General features: G+C 72.3%; 3 protein-coding genes. 1 reads left to right on the top strand and 2 read right to left on the bottom strand.

Going from position 1 to position 3,414, the window contains the following annotated elements:
• Positions 1–114: 114 nt before the first annotated feature.
• Positions 115–1,314 carry an L-2-hydroxyglutarate oxidase gene (gene lhgO / locus ACWGJB_RS42445; RefSeq protein ID WP_453385366.1) on the bottom strand — a complete coding sequence of 400 codons (1,200 nt, stop codon included), beginning with the start codon at positions 1,312–1,314 and terminating at the stop codon, positions 115–117.
• A 48-nt stretch (positions 1,315–1,362) separates the two neighbouring features.
• Entirely contained in the window at positions 1,363–2,805 is a 1,443-nt protein-coding gene (locus tag ACWGJB_RS42440) for an aldehyde dehydrogenase family protein (protein ID WP_453385365.1), read from the bottom strand.
• A gap of 180 nt (positions 2,806–2,985) precedes the next feature.
• Here ACWGJB_RS42440 and ACWGJB_RS42435 point away from each other — a divergent pair, with 180 nt between their 5' ends.
• On the top strand, positions 2,986–3,273 hold the full coding sequence (locus ACWGJB_RS42435; protein WP_453385364.1) for a putative quinol monooxygenase: 288 nt from the start codon (positions 2,986–2,988) through the stop codon (positions 3,271–3,273).
• Positions 3,274–3,414: the final 141 nt, after the last annotated feature.

Below are 3,414 nucleotides of genomic sequence, written 5' to 3'. Positions count from 1 at the left end.
TTCAATTCACGGCTGGGGGGGGGTTGCGTTTGGGGGGTGAGCCGGGGGCCATGGTTTTGGTGGGGGGTTGGTGGGTGGTGGGGGGCGCATGTCCAGGCGCCGCGAACAGCTCGTTCAGGAGTCGCCGAAGACGGCCGCGGTGATGTGTTCGGCGATCGCCATGGAGGCCGTGGCGGCCGGCGAGGGGGCGTTGCGTACGGCCGTGATCCGGCCGACCCGATGGATGCGGAAGTCGTCGACGAGTGTGCCGTCGCGGTCCAGGGCCTGGGCGCGCACGCCCGCCCCGCCGCGCACCACGTCCCGGACGCCGACACCGGGGACGTACAGCTTGGCGTCCTTCATGAAGGCGGTGGCGGAGAAGGAGCCGCGGTACTCCTTGACGCCGGTACGCCAGTGCCGGGCGGCCATCTTCCAGGCTCCCGGGTAGGCGGCGAGCCCGAGCAGGTCCCGGGGCGAGACCCTGCTGCGCCGGTAGCCCTCCCGGGCGAGGGCGAGGACGGCGTTGGGGCCGACCTCCACGGAACCGTCGACACGCGGGGTGAAGTGCACGCCGAGGAAGGGGTAACGGGGGTCGGGCACCGGGTAGATGAGCCCGCGCACCAGATCCGTCCGGTCCGGTTTCAGCAGCATGTACTCGCCGCGGAACGGGATGATCCGGGGCTCCTGTCCGTCCTGCGCGAGCCGGGCGACGGAGTCGGACTGGAGGCCGGCGCAGAGGATCAGGCGGTCCACGCGCACGCGGTCCTGCCCGGAGGCCACCTCGATGCCGCCGGGCACGGTGGTGATCGAGGTGACCGGGAAGCCCAGCCGTACCTCGCCGCCGGAGTCGGTGATGTCCTCGGCGAAGGCCCGGGCGACGGCCGGGTAGTCGGTGATCGCGGTGCGCGGCGAGTGCAGGGCCGCGATACCGCCGGCGTGCGGCTCCAGCTCCTTGATCTCCTCGCGGGAGATCTTCCGCAGCTCCGGCACATGGTTGTTCCTGGCCCGCTGGTACAGGTTCTCCATCCGGCCCAGCTCGTCCTCGCGGACGGCCACCACCAGCTTGCCGATCTCCTGGTACGGCAGTTGCCGGTCCTGGCAGTACGCTCGCAGCAGCGCCACGCCCCGCACACACAGGTCGGCCTTGAGGCTGCCCGGTGTGTAGTAGATGCCCGCGTGCACCACACCGGAGTTGTGGCCGGTCTGGTGCCGGGAGACCTCCTGCTCCTTCTCGAACACCACGACCCGGGTACCGGGGCGGCTCAGGGCGATCTCGCGGGCCGTGGCAAGGCCCACGATGCCGGCCCCGACCACGCCGATCGTCTCGTCAGCCATCGGCGTCCTCCTCTCTCTCGTACGGTGGTCACGTCTCTCGTACGGTGCTCACGCGCCGAAGTGGACGGCCACCGTCTTGACACGGGTGGAGAACCTCAGGACTTCCTCCCCCTGCTCCTTGTAGCCCGTGCCGGAGTCGTGGAATCCGCCGAACGGCAGGTGAACGTCCCAGCCGGTGGTCGTCGTGTTGACGGCGACCTGCCCGCACTCGGCCTCGTCGGCGAAGCGGTACGCCGAGGCGAGGTCGCGGGTGAACACGGCGGCGGCGAGGCCGAAGGCGGAGTCGTTGACCGCAGCGACGGCCGCGTCGAAGTCGTCGACCGCGCGCACGGCCAGGACCGGCCCGAAGACCTCCTCGCGCCAGACGGCCATGTCGGGGGTGACGCCGGCCAGGACGGTGGGCTGCACGTAGCAGCCGTGCGGCCGTTCGGTGTCCGGCCCGCCGCCGGTGAGGACGGTCGCGCCCTGCTCGACCGCCCGGCCCAGGTCGGCGAGGACACTGTCCCGCTGCTTCGGGCTCGACAGCGGGCACAGGGTGGTCGCCGGATCGCCGCCCGGGCCGACCGTGAGCGCCGCCACCTCCGCGACCAGCAGCGCGACGAACTCGTCGTACACCGGCCGCTCGACGATCACCCGGCTGGTGGCGGTGCAGCGCTGCCCTGCCTGGCCGAAGGAGGCGGCCACGACGGCCTTCGCGGCGGCCGGCAGACCGGCGTCGCGCAGCACCACCGAGGCGTTCTTGCCGCCGAGTTCGCCCTGGAACCGGACGTTGCGGTCGGCCAGGCGGCGCCGGATACGGTTGCCGACGGCGTTGGAACCGGTGAAGGTGACGCCGGCGATCCGGGGGTCGTCGAGGAGCGCCTCCTCGATCTCGGCGGTCCGGCCCGTGACGACGTTGAGGACTCCGGCGGGCAGGCCGGCGTCGTGCAGGGCGCGGGCGAAGTGCAGGCCCGACAACGGTGTCTCGGTGGCCGGCTTGAACACGGCCGCGTTGCCGGCGGCGAGCAGCGGGGCGAGCTTGCGGGCCGGGGTGATCAGCGGGTCGTTCCAGGGGCTGATCACCAGGATCACGCCGATGGGCTCGCGCTGGGTGTGCGTACGGTGGTTCGGGCGTACGTCGTGCAGGAGCGTGCCGTAGCCCTGGCGGGCCAGACCGGCGTAGTACTCCAGGAAGTCGGCGGCCTTGAGGGTCTCGCCGGTCGCCTCGGCCAGGGTCTTGCCGTTCTCGGCGGTGACGTCGGCGGCGATCTCCCCGGCCCGCTCCCGGATCAGCCGGGCGGCCTCGGCGAAGACCCGGGCCCGCTCGAAGGGGCTGGTGCGCTTCCAGCCGGCGAAGCCGCGCTCGGCGTGGTCGTAGGCGCGGGTGACGTCCTTGGCGGACAGGGCCGGGACCCGGGCGAACGGGGTGCGGACGTCGGCGGGGTCGTGAACGTCGATCCATTCGCCGGTCCTCGTCCACTCCCCGCCGGAGAGGGTTTCCAGGGTGCGCATGGAGATCACTTCCTTCGTCGGCCACGGCTCCGCCGGTGCGGGCCGGATGCGACAACACACCATGTGGGAGGCGGTCCACCAGCCCCGTGGCGGCAGGCATTGGTTGCGCCGTGCGCGGGTCGGCGGGCGCGTGATCCATGCTGGAATCGGCGCGCCGGACAAGACCCTTGGAGGAACCGCATGGCATACACGGTCGTTGCCCACTACCGCTGCGCAGCCGCCGACGAGGCGACGGTGCGGGCCGCGCTGTTGAAGGCGCGGGAGGCCACGCGCACGGAACCCGCGAACCTGATGTACGAGGTGCACGTGGTGGAGGGCGAACCGGGTGGGTTCCTGCTCTACGAGCGGTATGCCGACCGGGAGGGATTCGAGGCGCACAAGGCGGCCGAGCACTTCAAGGAGGTCGTCGTGGGGGTGGTGTGGCCGTTGCTGACCGAGCGAACGGTGACTTTCGCTGAGGTGCTTTAGCGTCTGCCGGGCTGATGTGGGTGGAGCAGGCGCGGGTGGTCTGTGGCTGCTCGCGCAGTTCCCCGGGGCCCCCGGGGGGGGGGGGCCGGGGGGGGGCGCGGGGCCGGGGGGGGGGGGCGGGGGGGGGGGCCGCCCCCCCCC

This window comes from Streptomyces sp. NPDC054813, from assembly GCF_053611365.1.
Note: the sequence above shows the minus strand (reverse complement) of the source record. Positions and strands in the feature narration are given on the sequence as shown.